Source organism: Klebsiella sp. CN_Kp104 (genome assembly GCF_040064515.1).
Classification (GTDB): Bacteria; Pseudomonadota; Gammaproteobacteria; order Enterobacterales; family Enterobacteriaceae; genus Klebsiella; species Klebsiella aerogenes.
In genome coordinates, this window is the sequence record NZ_JBEAII010000008.1 from 131,179 (window position 1) to 150,570 (window position 19,392).

Sequence of the window (19,392 nt, forward strand, 5' to 3'; positions counted from 1 at the left end):
GCCTTATTCCCCCACCCCGGAAAGCATCGCGCTCCGGGGCGATCTCAACACGATGAAGTGCGACTTCAGCTTGTTTTTCTGGCTTTACGCACCTGCGCGGCATAGGTAGCCAGCGTGTGCTTGAGGATATCCAGCGTTACTGGTTTTGACAGACAGCTATCCATTCCCGACTCCAGACAGCGTTGTTTTTCTTCCGCCAGCGCGTTAGCCGTCACGCCAATAACCGGTAGCGTCATCTCCAGTTGACGGATCCGCTGCGTCAGACGGTAACCATCCATGTTTGGCATGTTCACGTCGCTGAGAACAATATCAATATGTTGTTTACTCAGGACGTTAAGCGCATCGACGCCATCATTGGCCGTCACGCATTGATAACCCAGTGAGCCAAGCTGATCGGCCAACAGGCGGCGGTTAATCGGGTGATCGTCGACCACCAGAATCATCATGTCGTCATTGCTGACCGTTGGCGTGTCGTGGGCCGACAGCGCCGGACCATTCTCTTCTACCGCCAGCGCCAGATGCAGCAGGCGTCCCAGCAACGGCAGAAGTTCATGCGGCGTGGTGACGCTATGCAACCACTCTCCCGGCGCGCGCTCAACGGGGATACCGATATGCCGACGGCAGAAGATCACCGCAGCGCTTCCCGGCCAACGCCCGCTGAGTTCATCATCGGTTAATAAAATATCGTCAGCGGCTGGCGTCTGGCCAGCAAATTGCCGTACCGTCAGGCCATGATATTGCAGCAACGATTCGATAAACAGCGCCAGTGACGTATTATGAATCGCCAGCCAACAGGTGCTGTTGCTGTGCTGTTCGGCCAACAGCGGCGGCATCTGCTGCATGCCGTATAACGGAATGCGAATGGTGAAACGGCTCCCCATGCCGGGTTCAGTTTCCACGTCAATGTCGCCATCCATCATGCTGATGAGTTTTTCACAGATAGCCAGTCCCAGGCCGGTTCCCTGGAAATTACGCTGCACCCCGGTACCAACCTGGAAGAACGGGTCGAACAGGCGCACAACCTCTTTCGCCGGGATCCCTTCGCCGGTATCACGTACGCTAATTTGCAGATAGTCGCCGGCGCGCCGTACATGCAGCACGATACAGCCGGTATCGGTAAATTTAATGGCGTTACTCAGCAGGTTGGAGATGACCTGCTGCAGCCGCATCGGGTCGCCAATCATCGTCTGCGGGACATCCGGCTCAATGAAGCAGTACAGCCCAAGCTGCTTGCGCACCACCAGCGGTAGATAGTTCGCCGAAATATGATTCATGACCTCGCGCGGCGAAAACTCTCGTGGCTCGATTTTGAGCTGCTCAGACTCAATTTTCGAGAAGTCGAGAATATCGCTGATAATCTTCAAAAGCAGGCTGGAGGAGTTATTCATCGCCGTCACCAGCCGATCGACTCCCTTCGGCAACGCTTTGGTCTGCAGCAGGTCGAGGTTGCCAATAATGCCGTACAGCGGCGTACGCAGCTCGTGGCTGACGGTGGCGAGGAACATCGATTTCGACTGGCTGGCCTGCTCTGCCGCCTGGGCCATCTCCTGCAGCGACTCTTCCATTTTCACACGGGCGGAAACGTCAACCAGCACGCAAATCGCGACGTTTTCATTACGATATCGCGAGTGTACAAAACTAATCTGCAGGTTGGTGTTGTTGCTGGTTAACACGTCGACGAAGTTGACCTGCTGGCCGCAAATAATCTGCGTGAGCCGCTGGCGGTCTTCGTGCGTCAGCATATTCAGATAGTTATGCGCCAGTTCGTTACTCAGTATATTGGTGCCGTCCTGCGTGCGTAGAATGCAGATCCCGACCGGCGCGGAGGCGACGATCTTACGGTTGAACTGCTCATGTTCCTCCAGCCTTTGAGCGTCGTTTTCCGCCGGTATAAAGATCCGCCGTTCATACATACGCGCCAGCGCGAACAGGATCGCGCCGGTCAGGATATTCAGTACGATAGCGTTGAGGATCAGCATCCTGATACGCTCCAGCACCTGATCGACGGAAACCGAATAGACAATGCTCAGCGATGATGGCAGCAGGCTCTTTTTCAGCACCAGCTCGCGGAAACCAGAGCTGTAGCCAAACCACATCCGCTCCTGCATCCAGCGGGTTTCCGGTTTAATGCTGTTATCCGGCCCGGCAAGGGAAATGAGCTGCTGACCGTTATCGTCGAGGATCGTCACGCTCATCGGCAGGCTACCTGGCGTAAAGAAGCTCTCCATGCGAATAGTCTGCTCAACGCCAAGCATCGCCTGCAGGCGGTTAGCCATATAAATAGGCGTCAGGGCATAGAAATAACCAACGCCCGGACGCACGCCCTGGCTAATCCAGAACAGGTTATTGCCGCGCTCGTTTTGCGGCGCATCGCGATATTGTTCGATACGCTGATGCAGCACCTTCAGCGCCTGATCGCGCTCCAGCGGCATATCGCGCAGGCCGAAGTTAGCCATGCAGAGGTTGTCGCTGCCAATTAAAAAAATACGGTTCAGGTCGTAGGCGGCAGAGAAATTATCCCGCCAGTAGCGCATGAACCACGCCAGCGATTGCAGTGAGTTGCGCCAGGCGCCGCTCATTGCGCCGCAGTCGGAATCCGGATACAGCGGTTCAAAATTAGGGATTGTGATATTGCCACTATTGGCAAGTAGCGCGCTACCCTCGCTCCCGGTCGCCGCGCGGTTGCCTGCGACGTACTTCAGCTCTTTGATGACATCCGCGGTACGCTGGATGTAGCGCTGGGCCTGGTCGGCGTTAAGATTCAGTTCCTGACGAATTTCCGATTCCCGTTCATGCAGCGCATTAACGATATAAAACACGGAGACAAAAGCAATCAGCATCCATAGCAGAACCGCCAGCGCTCTGAACAGATAACGAGAAACCTTTAAGGTCGTATGAAACGAGGCAAGATATTTCAATGGGGCAATGCTCGGTCGTCAGGGGCTCAACAGAATGGGGTTAAAGTAGCGGTAAATGGGCTCTGCCGCAATGTTAATGCAAAAAGGGCCGGGATAATACCCGGCCCTTTCAGAACATTTACCTGCGACGATTACTCTTCGTCTTCGGCGATGTCGTCGTCAGCATCGTTTTCCGGCGCAATATCATCATCGCCTTCCGCTACGCTGCCATCGATGGCATCCAGTTCTTCGTCGTCAACCGGTTCAGCCACGCGCTGCAGGCCGACAACGTTTTCATCTTCCGCGGTACGGATCAGAATCACGCCCTGAGTATTACGACCCACGATGCTCACTTCAGAAACGCGAGTACGCACCAGGGTGCCCGCATCGGTAATCATCATGATCTGGTCGCAATCATCGACCTGCACGGCGCCGACCACGGAACCGTTACGTTCGGTGACCTTAATAGAGATAACGCCCTGCGTCGCACGCGACTTGGTCGGATACTCTTCGGCCGCGGTACGCTTGCCGTAACCGTTTTGCGTCACGGTCAGGATAGCGCCTTCGCCACGAGGAATAATCAGCGACACGACGCTATCTTCGCCCGCCAGCTTGATACCGCGTACGCCGGTTGCGGTACGGCCCATCGCGCGAACGGCGTCTTCTTTAAAGCGCACCACTTTACCAGCGGCGGAGAACAGCATCACTTCGTCCTGGCCAGAAGTCAGATCGACGCCGATCAGTTCGTCGCCTTCGTTCAGATTGACGGCAATGATACCGGCAGAACGCGGGCGGCTGAACTCGGTCAATGCCGTTTTCTTCACGGTACCGCTGGCGGTCGCCATAAAGACGTTAACGCCCTCTTCGTACTCGCGAACCGGCAGGATAGCAGTGATACGCTCGTCAGCTTCCAGCGGCAGCAGGTTGACGATTGGTCGACCACGCGCGCCGCGGCTGGCTTCCGGCAACTGATACACTTTCATCCAGTACAGACGACCACGGCTGGAGAAGCAGAGGATCGTGTCATGGGTGTTGGCCACCAGCAGACGGTCGATAAAGTCTTCTTCTTTAATACGCGCTGCCGATTTACCTTTACCGCCACGACGCTGCGCTTCGTAGTCGGTTAACGGTTGATATTTCACATAGCCCTGGTGCGACAGGGTCACGACAACATCTTCCTGGTTAATCAGGTCTTCGATATTGATATCAGCGCTGTTGGCGGTAATTTCGGTACGACGCGCATCGCCAAACTGTTCTTTAACCAGCTCCAGCTCTTCGCGAATAACTTCCATCAGACGATCGGCGCTGCCCAGGATGTGCAGCAGCTCGGCGATCTGATCCAGCAGCTCTTTGTACTCGTCGAGCAGTTTTTCGTGCTCCAGACCGGTCAGTTTCTGCAGACGCAGATCCAGAATCGCCTGAGCCTGCTGTTCGGTCAGATAGTACTGGCCATCACGCACGCCAAACTCTGGCTCCAGCCATTCCGGACGTGCGGCGTTATCGCCGGCGCGCTCCAGCATCGCGGAGACATTGCCCAGATCCCATGAACGCGCGATTAAACCCGCTTTTGCTTCCGCCGGCGTCGGCGCGCGGCGAATCAGTTCAATGATCGGATCGATGTTAGCCAGCGCAATCGCCAGCGCTTCAAGGATATGCGCACGGTCGCGCGCCTTGCGCAGTTCGAAAATAGTACGACGAGTGACAACTTCGCGGCGGTGACGAACAAACGCCGCAATGATGTCCTTCAGGTTCATGATCTTCGGCTGACCGTGGTGCAGCGCAACCATGTTGATACCGAAGGAAACCTGCAGTTGGGTCTGGGAGTAGAGGTTGTTAAGAACCACTTCACCCACCGCGTCGCGTTTCACTTCGATAACGATACGCATACCGTCTTTGTCAGACTCGTCGCGCAGCGCGCTGATGCCTTCAACGCGTTTTTCTTTCACCAGCTCGGCGATTTTCTCAATCAGGCGCGCTTTGTTCACCTGATACGGAATTTCGTGCACGATGATGGTTTCACGGCCGGTTTTCGCGTCAGCTTCGACTTCCGCGCGCGCGCGAATGTAAACTTTACCGCGACCGGTACGATAGGCCTCTTCAATACCGCGACGGCCGTTAATGATAGCGGCGGTCGGGAAGTCCGGACCCGGAATGTGTTCCATCAGCCCTTCAATGCTGATGTCTTCGTTGTCAACGTATGCCAGGCAGCCGTTGATGACTTCCGTCAGGTTATGCGGCGGAATGTTGGTCGCCATACCTACGGCGATACCGGAAGAACCGTTCACCAGCAGGTTAGGGATTTTTGTCGGCATGACGTCAGGGATTTTCTCCGTGCCGTCATAGTTGTCGACGAAATCAACCGTCTCTTTTTCGAGATCGGCCATCAGCTCATGAGCGATCTTCGACATACGGATTTCCGTATAACGCATCGCTGCGGCGGAGTCGCCATCGACAGAACCAAAGTTACCCTGGCCATCGACCAGCATATAACGCAAGGAGAACGGCTGCGCCATACGTACGATGGTGTCATAAACGGCGGTATCACCATGCGGGTGGTATTTACCGATTACGTCGCCAACGACACGGGCTGATTTTTTATAGGCTTTGTTCCAGTCATTGCCCAATACGTTCATGGCGTATAGTACGCGACGGTGTACCGGCTTCAGGCCATCTCGGACATCCGGCAGCGCACGGCCAACAATGACCGACATCGCATAATCCAGATACGAGCTTTTCAGCTCTTCCTCAATGTTGACCGGTGTAATTTCTCTCGCAAGGTCGCTCATCTAACCGCTATCCCTCTACTGTGTCCCGGATTCAAAGGTCGCAAATTATAACACAGCCGTCGTAATAGAGGTAAAGCAATACGGTTTATTCGTGGCAGTCTGCTGATATACTCGCAGGTCAGAACAGAAAAGGAGTAAAAGCGCCCATGAATGCCGAAAAACCGTCGGTGGCCCCCAACGTTGATCACAATGAAATCGCCAAATTTGAAGCCGTCGCTTCGCGCTGGTGGGATCTAGAAGGTGAGTTCAAACCGCTGCATCGCATCAACCCGTTGCGCCTTGGCTATATTGCCGAACGCTCCGGCGGCCTGTTCGGCAAAAAAGTGCTCGATGTCGGCTGCGGCGGCGGCATCCTCGCCGAAAGCATGGCGCGCGAAGGTGCGACGGTCACTGGTCTGGATATGGGCTTCGAGCCGCTGCAGGTCGCAAAACTGCACGCGCTGGAGAGCGGCATTCAGGTAGAGTACGTACAAGAGACCGTCGAAGAGCATGCGGCGAAGCACGCCCAGCAGTACGACGTCGTCACCTGTATGGAGATGCTCGAGCACGTCCCTGACCCACAGTCGGTAGTGCACGCCTGCGCGCGGCTAGTGAAGCCCGGCGGCCAGGTCTTCTTCTCGACCATTAACCGCAACGGCAAAGCGTGGCTGATGGCCGTGGTCGGCGCGGAATACGTGATGAAAATGGTGCCAAAAGGTACGCATGACGTTAAGAAATTTATCAAGCCGGCGGAGCTCATCGGCTGGATCGATCAGACTCCTCTGAAAGAGCAGCACATTACCGGCCTGCATTACAATCCGCTCACCAATACCTTCAAGCTGGCGCCGGGCGTTGATGTTAACTATATGTTGCATACAACGGCGAAAAAAGCATAACGTCATACGTTTTTATGATGATGATTGCGCGGCATCAAGCTGCGCAATTTTCCCTTCCGACGAAGAAATCAGCACTCGATCAAATTTTGATTTTTTTTTCTGTTTTATTGACTTCTTCTCCAGGCCTTATACGGCGTGGACTTAGCGATTATTACGCCTGCGCAACCTCAAATTAACGTCAAAATCAACCCTTGTACTCAAAAGAATCCTTACTAAAATAACTCACCATATAGCGTTCTTTTTATCGACAACCCCCTACATATAGTATTTATCCACAGAGTTAGTCACAACGACTGGCTGTGGATAAATGGGGGGATATTTTTTCTCACGGACAGGTAAAAACCACATGAATCAGAGTCTGCTGGTGACAAAGCGCGACGGTAGCACCGAGCGTATCAATCTCGACAAAATCCATCGCGTACTAGATTGGGCGGCAGAAGGACTGAATAACGTTTCGATTTCCCAGGTAGAGCTGCGTTCGCATATTCAGTTCTATGACGGCATTAAAACCGCCGACATCCACGAGACCATTATTAAGGCCGCAGCGGACCTGATCTCCCGCGATGCGCCGGACTACCAGTACCTGGCCGCGCGACTGGCGATTTTCCACCTGCGTAAGAAAGCGTTTGGCCAGTTTGAACCGCCGGCGCTGTACACCCATGTGGTGAACATGGTCGAAAAAGGTAAATACGATCATCATCTGCTGGAAGACTACACGGAAGAAGAGTTCCAGCAGATGGACGGTTTTATCGACCACTGGCGCGATATGAACTTCTCCTACGCGGCCGTTAAGCAGCTGGAAGGTAAATACCTGGTGCAGAACCGCGTCAGCGGCGAAATCTATGAAAGCGCCCAGTTCCTCTATATTCTGGTTGCGGCTTGCCTGTTCTCTAACTATCCGCGTGAGACCCGTCTGGACTATATCAAGCGTTTCTATGACGCGGTGTCCACCTTTAAAATCTCGCTGCCGACGCCGATCATGTCCGGCGTGCGTACCCCAACCCGTCAGTTCAGCTCCTGCGTGCTGATCGAGTGCGGCGATAGCCTGGATTCGATCAACGCCACCTCCAGCGCGATTGTGAAATATGTTTCCCAGCGCGCCGGTATCGGTATCAACGCCGGCCGCATTCGTGCGCTGGGTAGCCCGATCCGCGGCGGCGAAGCCTTCCACACCGGCTGCATCCCGTTCTATAAGCACTTCCAGACCGCGGTGAAATCCTGTTCGCAGGGCGGCGTTCGCGGCGGCGCGGCCACCCTCTTCTATCCGATGTGGCATCTGGAAGTCGAAAGCCTGCTGGTGTTGAAAAACAACCGCGGCACCGACGCCAACCGCGTTCGCCACATGGACTACGGCGTGCAGATCAACAAGCTGATGTACACCCGCCTGCTGAAAGGCGAGGACATCACCCTGTTCAGCCCGTCCGACGTTCCTGGCCTGTACGATGCGTTCTTCGCCGATCAGGACGAGTTCGAACGTCTGTACACTAAATACGAAAAAGACGACAGTATCCGCAAACAGCGTATTAAAGCCGTTGAGCTGTTCTCGCTGATGATGCAGGAACGCGCCTCTACCGGCCGTATCTATATCCAGAACGTTGACCACTGCAACACCCACAGCCCGTTCGACCCGGTTGTCGCGCCGGTGCGCCAGTCTAACCTGTGCCTGGAAATCGCCCTGCCGACCAAACCGCTGGACGATGTGAACGACGAAAACGGCGAAATCGCGCTGTGTACGCTGTCGGCATTCAACCTTGGCGCCATCGATAGCCTTGATGAGCTGGAAGATCTGGCGGTACTGGCGGTGCGCGCGCTGGATGCCCTGCTGGATTATCAGGACTACCCAATTCCGGCGGCCAAACGCGGCGCGATGGGTCGTCGTACGCTGGGCATCGGCGTTATCAACTTCGCTTACTATCTGGCGAAACATGGCAAGCGCTACTCCGACGGCAGCGCCAACAATTTGACGCACAAAACGTTCGAAGCTATTCAGTATTATCTGCTGAAGGCCTCCAACGAACTGGCTATCGAACAAGGCGCCTGCCCGTGGTTCAACGAAACCACCTACGCGCAGGGTATTCTGCCGATCGATACTTACAAGAAAGACCTGGATGCTATCGTGAGCGAATCTCTGCATTTCGACTGGGAGCAGCTGCGCGAATCCATTAAAACCCACGGCCTGCGTAACTCTACGCTCTCCGCGCTGATGCCATCTGAGACCTCTTCGCAGATCTCCAACGCCACCAACGGCATCGAACCGCCGCGCGGCCACGTGAGCATCAAAGCGTCGAAAGATGGGATTTTGCGCCAGGTCGTTCCGGATTACGAAAATCTGCAGAACGCCTACGAACTGCTGTGGGAAATGCCGAATAACGACGGCTATCTGCAGCTGGTCGGCATCATGCAGAAGTTTATCGATCAGTCGATTTCCGCCAACACCAACTATGACCCGACGCGTTTCCCGTCCGGAAAAGTGCCGATGCAGCAGTTGCTGAAAGATCTGCTCAACGCCTATAAATTCGGCGTGAAAACGCTGTACTATCACAACACCCGTGATGGCGCGGAAGACGCCCAGGATGACCTGGCCCCGTCAATTCAGGACGACGGCTGCGAAAGCGGCGCATGTAAGATCTAAAGTATTTTTGCCGGGTGGCGCGATGCCTACCCGGCCTACGGTTTTGTAGGCCCGGCAAACGCAGTGTCGCCGGGCGATACAATCTCAACAGGACCCACTCATGGCATACACCACTTTTTCACAGACGAAAAACAATCAACTGCTTGAGCCGATGTTTTTTGGCCAGCCGGTTAACGTGGCCCGCTACGATCAGCAAAAATATGACATCTTTGAAAAGCTGATTGAAAAGCAGCTCTCCTTCTTCTGGCGCCCGGAAGAAGTCGACGTTTCGCGCGATCGCATCGACTATCAGGCGCTGCCCGAACATGAAAAGCATATATTCATCAGCAATCTGAAATATCAGACGCTGCTCGATTCCATTCAGGGCCGTAGCCCGAACGTCGCGCTGCTGCCGCTGATTTCCATCCCGGAACTGGAAACCTGGGTAGAAACCTGGGCTTTTTCCGAGACGATCCACTCGCGCTCCTACACCCATATTATCCGCAACATCGTCAACGATCCGGCGACGGTGTTCGACGATATCGTGACCAATGAGCAGATCCAGAAACGCGCGGAAGGCATCTCTCACTATTACGATTCTTTGATTGAAATGACCAGCTACTGGCATCTGCTGGGCGAAGGCACCCACACCGTCAACGGCAAAACCGTGACCGTGAATCTGCGCGAGCTGAAAAAGAAACTGTATCTGTGCCTGATGAGCGTCAACGCGCTGGAAGCAATCCGCTTCTACGTTAGCTTCGCCTGCTCTTTCGCCTTTGCCGAACGCAAGCTGATGGAAGGCAACGCCAAAATTATTCGCCTGATCGCCCGCGATGAAGCGCTGCACCTGACCGGCACTCAGCATATGCTGAACCTGCTGCGCTCCGGCAGCGACGATCCGGAAATGGCGGAAATCGCCGAAGAGTGCAAACAAGAGTGCTATGACCTGTTCGTGCTGGCGGCGCAGCAGGAAAAAGAGTGGGCGGACTATCTGTTCCGCGACGGCTCGATGATCGGCCTGAACAAAGATATTCTCTGCCAGTACGTCGAGTACATCACCAATATTCGCATGCAGGCGGTGGGCCTCGATCTATCGTTCCAGACCCGCTCCAACCCGATCCCATGGATCAATACCTGGCTGGTTTCCGACAACGTTCAGGTCGCGCCGCAGGAAGTGGAGGTCAGCTCTTACCTCGTCGGCCAGATCGATTCTGAAGTCGATGCCGACGATCTGAGCAACTTCCAGCTGTAATGAAGCGGATTTTCTTGAGGATTTCTGACACTCGCCTTGAGTGTCAGGATGAACATCCTTCCCTGTTGGCCGCGCTTGAATCGCATAACATCGACGTGGAGTATCAGTGCCGCGAAGGCTATTGCGGTTCCTGCCGCACGCGTCTGGTGTCAGGCCAGGTTGACTGGCTGACCGAACCGCTGGCGTTTATCCAGCCGGGAGAGATTTTGCCCTGCTGCTGCCGGGCGAAAGGCGATATTGAGATCGAGATGTAAGTGTTGTCGATGTGTGCGGCCTGATGCCCTCACCCCGGCCCTCTCCCACAGGGAGAGGGGGAAAACATAAAAGGGCCTTACGGCCCTTTTGTTTTATTTCGTGTCCAGGAACTGCACCGCTTTATCCGGGAAATCGGTAAACAAGCCGTCGACGCCCGCCTGGTTATACAGCACGTCATAGAGCTGATTAACGTTAGTGGCGTACTCCGGCAACTGATCCGCGCGCACGGTGTACGGATGCACCTGTAGATGGCTGGCGTGCGCCTCTTTTACCATCGCCGTCAGCTTCACCGCGCCCGGCTTCGAGCCTTCCGCTACCAGCATATGGTAATCCGGGCCGATACCGTCAGCGTACTGCGCAATCTGCGCCATCGCCCCCGGCTTGAACATCCAGTCATAGCTGTAGTTCACCCATTTACCATCGGCCTGTTTCTGCTGCGTTTCATTCCAGTCGGTATAGGCGATGAGCTGCACCAGATTGAGATCCATCCCCATCTTCGGCTCCAGCTCATTCTTAATGCGTTTGAGCTCGTTGGCGTCAAAACATTGCAGATAAACCTTATCCTGCTTGCTGGTGTAGCCATATTCCTTCAGCACTTTCAGCGTGCTGGCGGCAATATCTTTGCCTTCCTGATGGTGGAACCACGGCGCTTTGATTTCCGGGTAGATACCGATATTTTTACCCGTCGAATGGTTCAGCCCCTGTACAAACTCAATCTCTTCTTCAAAGGTATGAATGCGGAAATCGGATTTGCCCATCGGGAAACGCCCAGGATAGGTTTGCACGTTTTTGCCATCTTTCGGCTCAAAACCTTCGGTGAACTTCAGCGACTTAATCTCGGCCAGGGTAAAGTCGATGGCGTAAAAACGGCCGTCTTTACGCGCCCGCTGCGGGAAACGCTGCGCAACGTCAGTCACCCGATCGAGATAGTGGTCATGCAACACCACCAGCCGGTCGTCTTTAGTCATGACCAGATCTTGCTCAAGGTAATCCGCCCCCTGAGCGTAAGCCATCGCTTTCGCCGGCAGGGTATGTTCCGGCAGATACCCGCTGGCGCCGCGGTGGGCAATGACAATTTTATCAGCCGCTGCCGCGCTGAAGCACAGCGCAGAACTGGCCAAAATCATTCCGCTCATTAGCGCGGTAAGTTTCATTTTCATCGCCGCTCCTTAGGCTTGTTTCAGTTGTTGATGATGACGACGCTCGCCAAGCATGACGATAATCAGCAGCAGAACCGCCAGTACGCTACCGCCAATCATCACCATGAAGCCGCCGTCCCAGCCGAAGAAATCGACGGTATAGCCAACAATGGCGCTCGCGGCGACGGAACCGCCGAGATAACCGAACAGACCGGTGAAGCCCGCGGCGGTGCCGGCGGCTTTTTTCGGCGCCAGTTCCAGCGCATGCAGACCGATCAGCATCACCGGGCCATAAATCAGGAAGCCAATGACGATCATACAGGCCATATCGACCCCCGGATTACCCGGCGGGTTCAGCCAGTAAACGATAGTGGCAATCGTCACCAGGGTCATAAAGAACACGCCGGTCGCGCCGCGGTTGCCTTTAAACACTTTGTCCGACATCCAGCCACACAGCAAAGTACCGGGGATCCCCGCGTACTCATACAGGAAGTAGGCCCAGGAAGATTTATCCAGCGCGAAGTGTTTGACCTCTTTCAGGTAGGTCGGCGACCAGTCCAGAATGCCGTAGCGCAGCAGATAAACGAAGACGTTAGCGATCGCGATGTACCACAGCAGCTTGTTCGGCAGAATGTACTGCATAAAGATCTGCTTCGCCGTCAGCTCTTCTTCGTGCTTTTCGCTATAGTCATCCGGATAGTCGTTTTTATACTCTTCGATCGGCGGCAGACCGCAGGACTGCGGGGTATCGCGCATCATCGCGAAGGCAAAAATCGCCAGCAGGATCGCGCCGAAGGCCGGCATATACAGCGCCGCGTGCCAGTCGTTAAACCACGCCATCCCTAACAGGAACAGCAGCGGCGGAATACCGCCGCCGACGTTATGCGCGCAGTTCCACACTGAGACAATCCCGCCGCGCTCTTTCTGCGACCACCAGTGCACCATGGTACGACCACACGGCGGCCAGCCCATCCCCTGGAACCATCCGCACAGGAACAGTAATACGAACATGATCATGATGCTGGAAGTCGCCCACGGCACGAAGCCCATCACCAGCATCACCAGCGCCGCCAGAATTAACCCTGCCGGCAGAAAAATGCGCGGATTCGAGCGGTCGGAGACCGAGCCCATGATAAATTTCGAAAATCCGTAGGCGATAGAGATACCGGAAAGCGCGAAACCGAGGTCGCCACGAGAGAAGCCCTGCTCAATCAGATAAGGCATCGCCAGCGCAAAGTTCTTACGAACCAGATAGTAAGCGGCATAACCGAAGAAGATGCCAATAAAGATCTGCCAACGTAATCGACGATACAACGGGTCGATTTCCGCCGCCGGCAAACGCGCTTTATGCGCTGCGGGTTTAAAAATACTTAACATATCAGCCTCCGTGGCCATTGCTGTTTCACTGACATCGACGCAAAAAATCTAATTTATTCACGTACTTCTAATTAGGTCGCGATGGTAGGCAAAGCGTAGAACTAATACTGTGAAATATCGCACATTTTGTTACAGATATATGACAAAATTTTCCAATGTGAGCACAAAATCACAGCAAACGCTCGAATTGCGCGCAAATATGCTCGAAATCAAACATTCCACACTATTGATATGGCTAAATGGTGTAAAACGAAAGTAGAGGACCGGAAGATGGCCGAGACGCAAGAATTTGATGCGCTGATTATTGGCGGCGGCGCCACCGGCGCGGGAATCGCCCGCGACTGCGCCCTGCGCGGGTTACGTGTGGCGTTGATTGAGCGGCACGATATCGCCACCGGCGCCACCGGCCGCAACCATGGTCTGTTGCACAGCGGCGCGCGCTATGCCGTCACCGATAGCGAATCCGCGCGCGAATGTATCAGCGAGAATCGCATTTTACGTCGCATCGCCCGCCACTGCATTGAACCCACCAACGGGCTGTTTATCACCCTGCCTGAAGATGACATGGCCTGGCAGCAAACCTTTATCCACGCCTGTCAGCAGGCCGGTATCGATGCTAAACCGCTTACCCCCGCTGAAGCATTGCGTCTGGAACCCGCGGTCAACCCTACGCTGCTTGGCGCCGTACAAGTACCGGACGGCACCGTCGATCCGTTCCGCCTGACGGCAGCCAATATGCTCGACGCCCGCGAACACGGTGCGCAGATCCTTACCGGCTGCGAGGTCACCGGCCTGCTGCGCCAGGGCGATCGCGTGTACGGAGTACAGATCTACGATCATCAACACCGCGAAGCGCGTAGCATTCGCGCACAGGTCGTCGTCAACGCCGCCGGGATCTGGGGCCAACGCATCGCGGAGTACGCCGATCTGCGCATCTCCATGTTCCCGGCAAAAGGCTCGCTGCTGATCCTCGATCACCGCATTAATAACCAGGTGATTAACCGCTGCCGCAAGCCGGCGGATGCCGATATTCTGGTGCCCGGCGATACCATTTCGTTGATTGGCACCACCTCGACGCATATTCCTTATGACGAAATTGACGATAACCGGGTGACGACGGAAGAGGTCGATACGCTGCTGCGCGAAGGTGAAAAACTGGCGCCGATCATGGGGCGTACCCGGGTGCTACGCGCCTACTCCGGCGTCCGTCCGCTGGTCGCCAGCGATGACGATCCCAGCGGGCGCAGCGTCAGCCGCGGTATTGTGCTGCTCGACCACGCCCCGCGCGACGGTATGGAAGGCTTTATCACCATCACCGGCGGTAAGTTGATGACCTACCGTTTGATGGCGGAATGGGCCAGCGACGCCGTCTGCCGCAAACTCGGCAATGCTGAGCCGTGCCGCACCGCGGAGCGCCCGCTACCGGGTTCGCAGGAAGCCACAGAAACCACGCTGAAAAAGATTATCTCGCTACCGACGCCGCTGCGCGGGTCGGCGGTCTATCGCCACGGCGACCGCACCCCAGCATGGCTAGGCGACAGCCGCCAGCACCGTAGCCTGGTCTGCGAATGTGAAGCGGTCACCGCCGGGGAAGTGCAGTACGCGGTAGAGAATCTGGCGGTGAAGAATTTGCTCGACCTGCGCCGCCGTACCCGAGTCGGTATGGGCACCTGCCAGGGTGAACTGTGCGCCTGCCGCGCCGCCGGACTGCTCCAGCGCTTTAACGTCGCCACCCCGGCCCAGTCGTTAACTCAGCTGTCGGAATTTCTCAATGAGCGCTGGAAGGGCGTTCAGCCCATCGCCTGGGGCGACGCGCTGCGCGAAAGTGAATTTACCCGCTGGGTCTACCTCGGCTTATGCGGACTGCAAAAGGAGCATCAGGATGAAATTTGATTGCGCCATCGTCGGCGGCGGACTGGCCGGGCTGTTGTGCGGGCTGGCGCTGAATCAACACGGCCTACGCTGCGTGATAATCAGCCGTGGGCAAAGCGCGCTGCACTTTTCCTCTGCTTCATTAGACCTGCTCTCAGCGCTGCCGAACGGCGATACCGTCACTGATGTCGCACAAGGTCTTCAGCAACTGGCCGTTCAGCTTCCTGAACACCCCTACTCCCGCGTCGGCGCCGAGGCGGTGCTCGAATACGCCAGGCAGACCGAAGCGCTGCTGGCCGACTGCGGCGCGAATATGCAAGGCGAAGCGCGCCGACCGCACCTGCGGGTAACGCCGCTGGGGACGTTGCGCCCGGCGTGGCTGTCGCCGGAAGAGGTTCCGCTGGCGCCCATCGCGCAGCAACGCGTATGCATGGTGGGGATTAGCGGTTTTGCCGATTTTCAGCCGCATCTGGCCGCCGCCGCCCTCGGACAGAGCGGAGTGGACGCCGCCGCGGCGGAGATTGATTTACCGCTGCTTGATGTGCTGCGCGATAATCCTACGGAGTTCCGTGCCGCTAACATCGCCCGCGTGCTTGATGATGAAAACCTGTGGCCTGCCCTACAGTCCGCGCTGCTGCCGCTGGCGCAAGAGTACCAGCTGCTGATGATGCCCGCCTGTTTTGGGCTCGCGGATAATCGCCTCTGGCATTGGCTACAAGAACATCTGCCCTGCCCGCTGCGCCTGCTGCCGACGCTGCCGCCTTCGGTACCGGGGATGCGCTTGCATAGCCAGCTTCAGCGCCAGTTCATCCGCACCGGCGGTACCTGGCTTGCCGGTGACGAGGTGGTGAAAATCAGCCATCAGCAGGGCGCCGTCGAGGCCGTCTGGACGCGAAATCACGGCGATATCGCACTGCGCCCGCGCTTTACCGTGTTGGCGAGCGGTAGCTTTTTCAGTAACGGTCTCGTCGCCACCCGTGATAGCGTGCGCGAACCGATTCTCGGCCTCGATCTGCAGCAAACGCTGGCGCGCGATAGCTGGTATCAGCGTGATTTCTTCGCATCACAACCGTGGCAGCGCTTTGGTTTGAAGACCGACCCTATGCTGCGCCCACAACTGCTCGGCCAGCCGCTAACGAATCTTTTCGCTATCGGCTCGCTGCTCGGCGGTTTCGATGCCATTCAACTCGGCTGCGGCGGCGGCGTTTGCGCCGTCACCGCGCTGCATGCCGCCAGACAGATCCACGCCCTTGCAGGAGGCCGGCCATGAACGATACCCGCTTTGAAAGCTGCATAAAATGCACGGTCTGTACCACCGCCTGCCCGGTGAGCCGGGTGAATCCGCGCTATCCCGGCCCGAAACAGGCGGGGCCGGACGGCGAACGACTGCGTCTGAAAGATGGCGCGCTGTACGACGACGCGCTGAAATATTGTATTAATTGCAAACGCTGCGAGGTGGCCTGTCCATCTGATGTGAAAATCGGCGATATCATTCAACGCGCGCGTGCGCAGTACAGCCAGCAAACACCAACCCTGCGCGATGCCATCCTCAGCCATACCGATCTGATGGGCACCCTTTCCACGCCTTTTGCGCCGCTGGTCAACGCCACAACGGGGTTAAAACCGGTGCGCCGCCTGCTCGACGCGGCGCTGAAAATCGACCATCGCCGCACGCTGCCGAAATATGGCTTCGGCACCTTTCGCCGCGCTTACCGCCAGCTCGCCGCCGGACAGGCGCAGTACAGCGAGCAGGTGGCTTTCTTCCATGGCTGCTACGTCAACTATAACCACCCGCAATTGGGTAAGGATCTGATTCGCGTCGTCAACGCGCTGGGTACCGGCGTGCAGCTCTTATCAAAAGAAAAATGCTGCGGCGTCCCGCTTATCGCCAACGGCTTTTTTGACAAAGCGCGCAAGCAAGCGCACAGCAACGTCGCCGCCATGCGCGAAAACAGCTTGCCGATCATCGCCACCTCTTCAACCTGTACTTTTACCCTGCGCGATGAATATCCCCATATCCTGGATATCGATAACAGCGATCTGCGGGATCGGGTGGAGTTAGCGACCCGCTGGATTTGGAAACAGCTCGATGCCGGCAAAACCCTTCCATTGCGCCCGCTGCCGCTGAAGGTGGTCTATCACACCCCATGTCATATGGAAAAAATGGGCTGGTCGCTATACACCCTTGAGCTTCTGCGCCAAATCCCGGGCCTACAACTGGAAGTGCTGGATTCGCAGTGCTGCGGTATCGCCGGCACCTTCGGCTTTAAGTCGGAAAACTATTCGTCGGCGCAGGCGATTGGCGCGCCATTATTTCGCCAGATTGAGGAGAGCGGCGCGGACGTAGTGATTACCGATTGCGAAACCTGCAAATGGCAGATTGAGATGTCCACCAGCAAGCGCTGCGAACATCCCATTACTCTGCTGGCGCAGGCGCTGGGCGCGCCTGCCTGAATCAGTCGATAAACAGCGTCTCGACGACGTTGATCCAACCATGCTCGCCGCTGACCGGCTTACCGTCGAGCCAGCGGCGCAGCATATTCAGCGCCATCATGGCGCAGACTTCTTGCCGCACCGACAGCCCGTGGCGATTCACGCTGAACTTGACCCTCAGCGCGTGCGTACCTTCCGGCGTCGCCAGCACAAAGTTCAGGTAATCGGCCTCCTGACCGCTGACCGACAACGCCAGCCCGGCAAAATGGTTAACGCGCCGCTCGGCGGCCCAGCGCGCCGATTGCGCTAAGGTCTCCTCCTGCGCCGGCACCACTTCGCTGGCGAGAAGCGGCGCGTTCGCCCGCCTCAGCTGCAGCGCCAGCAGGCCACTGGTAAACTGTTCGCTCAAGGTCAGGCTAAGCTGACGCTCCTGCAGGCAACGCGCGATCTGCGCCGGTAACCCTTCCGTGCCCTCAAAGATAAGGCTCTCTCCGGCTACCTTACGCACTTCTGGCCACAGCGCCAGCATCGCATCGCGCTGCTCGGCAGGACCGGTTAGTTTTAGCTCGATAATCGGCATTGACGAGCGATAGCCCATCACCACACCAGGGGGGAGCTGCAGGTGATTAAGGCTCTGCGCCAGCTCGCTTTCTGAACGTCCGAAGGTGGTTAAACGCAGACAGACAGGCGGCGACGGAAGCGTGAAGCGCGCACGTAAACGCGGTACGATCTCCTGCTCGACCATAACTTTAAATTCAGACGGCACGCCGGGAGTGAAAAACATCAGGCAGCGGTTGAGCTGTACGGCGAACCCGCAGGCAGTGCCTACCGGGTTATTGATCATTTCGGCGCTGGCCGGGATTTCCGCCTGCTTGCGATTGCTTTCCGCCATCGGCCGACCGCGCTCGGCAAAGAATCGCGTCATCGTCTCCAGCCATTCAGCGTTGAGGACCAACCCTTCGCCTTTCGCCGTCGCCGCCGCCAGCGCGCTAAGATCGTCGCTGGTCGGCCCCAGGCCGCCATTCACGATCAGCACATCCGCCTGTTCGCTGCGTTCGCGCAAAATAGCCACCAGCGCGTCGAGGTCATCGCCGACGGTATTGCGGCGCGTTAACGGTAAACCCTGATTAAAAAAGTAATCCGCCAGCCAGGCGGCATTGGTATCGACAATCTGCCCATGCAGCACTTCATCGCCGGTGGACAGCATTTCCACTTGTAGCATTATGAACTCCAGCCTGATAAGTCGAATTACTATAGCGCAAAGGGGCGGGCTGGCGACGAAGAAATTTGGCGCGGCGGAAGGCCGCGCCGGAGGATTAGAAGCTGGCGCTGGCGCCGATGTACGGACCGTCGGCGATGGTGTTATCACGGTTGCCGTCTTTGCCCGCCAGGTTCAGGTAGCGATAACCTGCCTGGATGCTAAGCGGACGCATGATGGTCCAGCTGGCGCCGACGTTCGCTTCTTCATAGCTATCGATGCCGCTGGAGAGTGAATCAGGCGAGTAGTAATAGTCGCCGTACAGACGGAAGCTATCGCCGATTTTCCACTGCAGGCCGCCGCCGACCGCTGCCGCGTAACCTTCATCGCCCTGCTTCGGATTAGTGTAAATGCCTTTGCCGCCCACGGTTGCCAGGAATGGTCCCAGCGGAATATTCAGACCCAGACCTAAGCCCGCGGCGTCGCCGTCGTTATCGCTATGCAACCAGTTGCCGGAAATAGCCAGGCCGGTGGATTCGGTTCCGAAGCCAACGCCGAGGTTGGTATAGTGCTCGCCGGCTTCGCCGGTAACGCTAATAGCATGGGCCGCCGAGGAAACCATCATTACCCCGGCCAGGGCCATAAAAATGCTCTTTTTCATTATTTACTCTATCCAGAAAAGAAGAATCAAAGAAGT

Annotated in this window: 13 protein-coding genes; 7 read left to right on the top strand and 6 right to left on the bottom strand. The window is 56.5% G+C overall.

The features are described 5' to 3' along the window. Nucleotides 1-65: 65 nt before the first annotated feature. Both rcsC and gyrA read right to left on the bottom strand, forming a co-directional pair. Nucleotides 66-2,918 (bottom strand): two-component system sensor histidine kinase RcsC, encoded by a 2,853-nt coding sequence (gene rcsC, locus ABLU80_RS11750; protein WP_047054163.1) that lies wholly within the window; start codon nucleotides 2,916-2,918, stop codon nucleotides 66-68. A gap of 131 nt (nucleotides 2,919-3,049) precedes the next feature. Beyond that, nucleotides 3,050-5,683 (bottom strand): DNA topoisomerase (ATP-hydrolyzing) subunit A, encoded by a 2,634-nt coding sequence (gyrA, locus tag ABLU80_RS11755; RefSeq protein WP_015706144.1) that lies wholly within the window; start codon nucleotides 5,681-5,683, stop codon nucleotides 3,050-3,052. A gap of 146 nt (nucleotides 5,684-5,829) precedes the next feature. Here gyrA and ubiG point away from each other — a divergent pair, with 146 nt between their 5' ends. The 4 genes from ubiG to yfaE all read left to right on the top strand — a co-directional run bounded on the left by ubiG (nucleotide 5,830) and on the right by yfaE (nucleotide 10,675). Next, the gene (gene ubiG / locus ABLU80_RS11760; protein ID WP_047041622.1) at nucleotides 5,830-6,558 is read left to right on the top strand and encodes a bifunctional 2-polyprenyl-6-hydroxyphenol methylase/3-demethylubiquinol 3-O-methyltransferase UbiG; all 729 of its coding nucleotides are present in this window, start codon (nucleotides 5,830-5,832) and stop codon (nucleotides 6,556-6,558) included. A 346-nt stretch (nucleotides 6,559-6,904) separates the two neighbouring features. Beyond that, the gene (gene nrdA / locus ABLU80_RS11765; protein WP_015365619.1) at nucleotides 6,905-9,190 is read left to right on the top strand and encodes a class 1a ribonucleoside-diphosphate reductase subunit alpha; all 2,286 of its coding nucleotides are present in this window, start codon (nucleotides 6,905-6,907) and stop codon (nucleotides 9,188-9,190) included. Between the two features lie 100 nt (nucleotides 9,191-9,290). Next, nucleotides 9,291-10,421: a class Ia ribonucleoside-diphosphate reductase subunit beta gene (gene nrdB, locus ABLU80_RS11770; RefSeq protein ID WP_348849996.1), complete on the top strand. Its 1,131-nt coding sequence runs from the start codon at nucleotides 9,291-9,293 to the stop codon at nucleotides 10,419-10,421. Beyond that, complete coding sequence (gene yfaE / locus ABLU80_RS11775; protein ID WP_015365617.1) at nucleotides 10,421-10,675, top strand: class I ribonucleotide reductase maintenance protein YfaE; 255 nt, start codon at nucleotides 10,421-10,423, stop codon at nucleotides 10,673-10,675. Before nrdB ends, yfaE begins: the two co-directional genes overlap by 1 nt. Before the next feature lie 93 nt (nucleotides 10,676-10,768). Here yfaE and glpQ read toward each other — a convergent pair whose 3' ends face one another. Continuing rightward, complete coding sequence (glpQ, locus tag ABLU80_RS11780; RefSeq protein WP_032715019.1) at nucleotides 10,769-11,836, bottom strand: glycerophosphodiester phosphodiesterase; 1,068 nt, start codon at nucleotides 11,834-11,836, stop codon at nucleotides 10,769-10,771. A 9-nt stretch (nucleotides 11,837-11,845) separates the two neighbouring features. Further along, nucleotides 11,846-13,192: a glycerol-3-phosphate transporter gene (gene glpT, locus ABLU80_RS11785; RefSeq protein ID WP_015365615.1), complete on the bottom strand. Its 1,347-nt coding sequence runs from the start codon at nucleotides 13,190-13,192 to the stop codon at nucleotides 11,846-11,848. A gap of 270 nt (nucleotides 13,193-13,462) precedes the next feature. Between glpT and glpA the strand changes: the two genes are divergently transcribed. The 3 genes from glpA to glpC are packed head-to-tail and all read left to right on the top strand — an operon-like array spanning nucleotide 13,463 to nucleotide 17,518. Then, nucleotides 13,463-15,085, top strand: a complete 1,623-nt coding sequence (gene glpA / locus ABLU80_RS11790) for an anaerobic glycerol-3-phosphate dehydrogenase subunit A (RefSeq protein ID WP_348849997.1) — start codon at nucleotides 13,463-13,465, stop codon at nucleotides 15,083-15,085. Then, nucleotides 15,075-16,334, top strand: coding sequence for a glycerol-3-phosphate dehydrogenase subunit GlpB (gene glpB, locus ABLU80_RS11795; protein WP_348849998.1), 1,260 nt, complete (start codon nucleotides 15,075-15,077; stop codon nucleotides 16,332-16,334). The genes glpA and glpB overlap by 11 nt, the downstream gene beginning before the upstream one ends. Further along, complete coding sequence (gene glpC / locus ABLU80_RS11800) at nucleotides 16,331-17,518, top strand: anaerobic glycerol-3-phosphate dehydrogenase subunit GlpC (protein WP_047064005.1); 1,188 nt, start codon at nucleotides 16,331-16,333, stop codon at nucleotides 17,516-17,518. Before glpB ends, glpC begins: the two co-directional genes overlap by 4 nt. Nucleotide 17,519: 1 nt before the next feature. Here glpC and ABLU80_RS11805 read toward each other — a convergent pair whose 3' ends face one another. Together ABLU80_RS11805 and ABLU80_RS11810 are read right to left on the bottom strand one after the other, a co-directional pair. Next, on the bottom strand, nucleotides 17,520-18,719 hold the full coding sequence (locus ABLU80_RS11805) for a nicotinamide mononucleotide deamidase-related protein YfaY (protein WP_015365611.1): 1,200 nt from the start codon (nucleotides 18,717-18,719) through the stop codon (nucleotides 17,520-17,522). A gap of 94 nt (nucleotides 18,720-18,813) precedes the next feature. Continuing rightward, entirely contained in the window at nucleotides 18,814-19,356 is a 543-nt protein-coding gene (locus ABLU80_RS11810; protein WP_015365610.1) for a YfaZ family outer membrane protein, read from the bottom strand. Nucleotides 19,357-19,392: the final 36 nt, after the last annotated feature.

Coding starts and splice junctions, on each gene's coding strand:
- nrdA (WP_015365619.1), top strand. CDS start 6,905: ATGAATCAGAGTCTGCTGGTGACAAAGCGCGACGGTAGCACCGAGCGT.
- glpA (WP_348849997.1), top strand. CDS start 13,463: ATGGCCGAGACGCAAGAATTTGATGCGCTGATTATTGGCGGCGGCGCC.
- glpB (WP_348849998.1), top strand. CDS start 15,075: ATGAAATTTGATTGCGCCATCGTCGGCGGCGGACTGGCCGGGCTGTTG.
- glpC (WP_047064005.1), top strand. CDS start 16,331: ATGAACGATACCCGCTTTGAAAGCTGCATAAAATGCACGGTCTGTACC.
- yfaE (WP_015365617.1), top strand. CDS start 10,421: ATGAAGCGGATTTTCTTGAGGATTTCTGACACTCGCCTTGAGTGTCAG.
- ubiG (WP_047041622.1), top strand. CDS start 5,830: ATGAATGCCGAAAAACCGTCGGTGGCCCCCAACGTTGATCACAATGAA.
- glpQ (WP_032715019.1), bottom strand. CDS start 11,836: ATGAAAATGAAACTTACCGCGCTAATGAGCGGAATGATTTTGGCCAGT.
- ABLU80_RS11805 (WP_015365611.1), bottom strand. CDS start 18,719: ATGCTACAAGTGGAAATGCTGTCCACCGGCGATGAAGTGCTGCATGGG.
- nrdB (WP_348849996.1), top strand. CDS start 9,291: ATGGCATACACCACTTTTTCACAGACGAAAAACAATCAACTGCTTGAG.
- gyrA (WP_015706144.1), bottom strand. CDS start 5,683: ATGAGCGACCTTGCGAGAGAAATTACACCGGTCAACATTGAGGAAGAG.
- glpT (WP_015365615.1), bottom strand. CDS start 13,192: ATGTTAAGTATTTTTAAACCCGCAGCGCATAAAGCGCGTTTGCCGGCG.
- ABLU80_RS11810 (WP_015365610.1), bottom strand. CDS start 19,356: ATGAAAAAGAGCATTTTTATGGCCCTGGCCGGGGTAATGATGGTTTCC.